The following is a 2,585-nucleotide window of genomic DNA, read 5'->3' on the forward strand; positions in this document are numbered from 1 at the left end:
GTCAACATCAGTTCACCTTGGGGCGCACGCTCGACAGCTTCGGTCAAGACATCGATCGTGCTGCCTTCGTATTCGTTGCCCAAGGCGCCACTGCGCCACATCAGGCCGATGACCGTTAGGATGAGCACACCAAGCAAAGCCAGCATGGCCGCCTGCGTGACCGCGAGATAAACGACGAGACGCCATTGGAGCGATCGGGGATACCGCAGCCTCATGGCGCCTCGCGTAGTAAATAGCCGACACCGCGAACGCCGTTGATGATGACGCCGCCATCGGCCAGCTTTCGCCGCAACCGAGATACCTGGGTGTCGAGTGCATTGGGCTGCACCTCGTTATCCAATGCAAAGACCGCCTCCATCAGCAAAGCGCGCGGCACCATGCGCCCCAGGCGGCGCAGCAGCGCTTCCAGTACGAGGATTTCCCGCCGTGTGAGATCCAACACCTTGTCTTCGATGCTGGCTTCGCGGTTCATGAAGTCGAAAGACAGGCGACCGGCACGAATGCTGGTTGATTGCACATTGGCGGGTCGGCGCAGCAGCGCGCGCAAACGCGCCATGAACTCGTCGAAGGCGAAGGGCTTTGCCAGATAGTCGTCCGCCCCTTGGTCGAGTCCCGTCACGCGGTCGGAGAGATCGCCGCGGGCCGTGAGAACGAGGACCGGCACGAAATTGCCTTGCGCCCGCAATTTCGGAATCAGGGAAAGGCCGTCCCCATCGGGTAATCGGCGGTCCAGCACCATGGCGTCGTAAGAGCACGCTCCCACAATTACCTCAGCTTCAAAGAGGGTTGGCGCATGATCCACAATCATGTCATGGCGGGTCAGCGCGGCACGCAGCGCAGAAGCCATCTCGGGCTCGTCTTCGACCAATAACACTCGCATGTCGCCGTTTCACTCTTCCAAGTCTGCATGGAAAATACAGGTGTCTTTTAAAGCGCCAACATGGCGGTAGCCTTGCAGAAAACCACCCAGAAGCCGGTTTCGCGAAATTTTATCACGAATGTTCCGCGACACACTGCCGACAGCGAACCGTGAGACATTTTCCGAAACGGCACTTCAGGAAAGGGCCGATTGGCTGCGCTCACACAGAGATATCCATAATGAATTCAAAGTCCTCCCAGGCTTCACCAGCCCTGTCATCCGCCCCCAAACCTAGTTCCTGTATGCCGTTTGCCGCCGCAATTCCATTCTTGCGCGAATGGATGCGCAGCCCGCGAAGCGTTGCCGCAGTTCTACCCTCCGGGCAAGCGCTGGCCTCGCTGATTACAAAGGACATCTCAGCGGTAACCGGACCTGTCCTCGAGCTCGGTCCCGGCACCGGCGTTTTCACCCAGGCGTTACTCGCACGCGGTGTGCGACAGCAGGATTTGACGCTGATCGAATACGGTTCCGACTTCGCCCGACTGCTCCAGAGGCGGTTTCCCGAAGCACGGGTGCTCTGGATGGACGCCGCCTTGCTCGACCGGCACGAACTCTATCGGGATGCTCCGGTCGGCGCTGTGGTCTGCGGGCTTGGTTTTCTGAACATGCCGCAAGAGAAGATCGCGGCGATCGTCAAAGGAGCCTTCCGCTATTTGCGCCAGGATGGGGCCTTTTACTTCTTTACCTACGGAGAGCGCTGCTCTGTCCCGGATGCGGTACTCGCCGAACTGGACCTGGAGGCCACCCATGTCGGCAAGACGTTTCGTAATGTGCCGCCAGCACCCGTATATCGCATAACTCGGCGATGGCCGGGACAAGGATGATGCCGATGGACGCTTCCCCTCTCCTGGCGCAATTCCTCAGCCTCGGCCTGCTGGGAACTGTCCTTATCGCGCTGACCGAGAAACTTGCACCGGTGGTGCCGTCCTACGTGATGCTGATGCTGCTCGGCATGACCGTTGCTGACGTCAAGGCTCTTGTCGTGATGATCCTGGCAACTGCCGCCGGCTCACTCACGGGTTCCATGATCTGGTACGGAATCGGCCGCTCGATCGGCGGGCCGCGCATCGAGATGGTCGTGGCCCGCTTTGGCAAATATATCTTTCTCAAACCACAGGTTTATCAACGCCTCGCCGATGCCTACTGGCATAACCACTTCCGGGTCACCCTGATCGGCCAGATCGTTCCAGTGGCGCGGATTTACTTGGCGCTGCCCGCCGGTGTCCTCAGACTTCAAGCCGCCCCCTTTGTCGCGGCAACGGCCCTTGGCATTCTTATGTGGAACACGCCTTTTCTGGTGCTGGGATTTCTGTTGCGCGGCACCGGCCACGATCCTGCCCATGTGGGTTTTTGGAGTTCGATCATACTGGTCGCGTTGGAGATTGCGATCTTCTCCAGCGTTCGGCGCTTGGGCTTTCCACCGATAGACTGCGAACAGCCGGACGGTTCACTTCCAGCAAATATCAGGGCGGCGAAGCTGATTCGGCAATGAGTATGTCGCCTGGCGCGCAACCGAGAAACTCGCAGATCCGGGCGAGCGTTTCAAAGCGCACAGCTTTGACCCGCCCTTGTTTCAGCAGGGACAGATTGGCCTCGGTGATGCCAACATATTCGGCGGTCGGCCCCCCTTTGGTGGTGTAGCAGTTCGGGAGCAAGCCGCTCGCGA

The 2,585-nt window shown here is 59.5% G+C and carries 4 protein-coding genes; 2 read left to right on the forward strand and 2 right to left on the reverse strand.

What is annotated here, in order from left to right:
• Window positions 1-211 precede the first annotated feature (211 nt).
• On the reverse strand, window positions 212-880 hold the full coding sequence (locus A1351_RS09255) for a response regulator transcription factor (protein WP_024881924.1): 669 nt from the start codon (window positions 878-880) through the stop codon (window positions 212-214).
• A 281-nt stretch (window positions 881-1,161) separates the two neighbouring features.
• On the opposite strand from A1351_RS09255, the gene A1351_RS23890 reads away from it, so the two are divergent.
• Together A1351_RS23890 and A1351_RS09270 are read left to right on the forward strand one after the other, a co-directional pair.
• A complete protein-coding gene (locus A1351_RS23890) occupies window positions 1,162-1,743 on the forward strand; it encodes a class I SAM-dependent methyltransferase (RefSeq protein ID WP_083967250.1) in 582 nt (193 codons plus the stop codon).
• Window positions 1,744-1,748: 5 nt separating this feature from the next.
• Window positions 1,749-2,411, forward strand: coding sequence for a DedA family protein (locus A1351_RS09270; RefSeq protein ID WP_024881927.1), 663 nt, complete (start codon window positions 1,749-1,751; stop codon window positions 2,409-2,411).
• On the opposite strand, the gene A1351_RS23895 is transcribed toward A1351_RS09270, so the two are convergent.
• Window positions 2,383-2,574 (reverse strand): helix-turn-helix transcriptional regulator, encoded by a 192-nt coding sequence (locus A1351_RS23895; RefSeq protein WP_083967251.1) that lies wholly within the window; start codon window positions 2,572-2,574, stop codon window positions 2,383-2,385. The two genes, A1351_RS09270 and A1351_RS23895, sit on opposite strands and share 29 nt — an antisense overlap.
• Window positions 2,575-2,585: the final 11 nt, after the last annotated feature.

Source organism: Methylosinus sp. R-45379 (genome assembly GCF_001644125.1).
GTDB lineage: Bacteria > Pseudomonadota > Alphaproteobacteria > Rhizobiales > Beijerinckiaceae > Methylosinus.

Coding starts and splice junctions, on each gene's coding strand:
- A1351_RS09255 (WP_024881924.1), bottom strand. CDS start 880: ATGCGAGTGTTATTGGTCGAAGACGAGCCCGAGATGGCTTCTGCGCTG.
- A1351_RS23890 (WP_083967250.1), top strand. CDS start 1,162: ATGCCGTTTGCCGCCGCAATTCCATTCTTGCGCGAATGGATGCGCAGC.
- A1351_RS09270 (WP_024881927.1), top strand. CDS start 1,749: ATGGACGCTTCCCCTCTCCTGGCGCAATTCCTCAGCCTCGGCCTGCTG.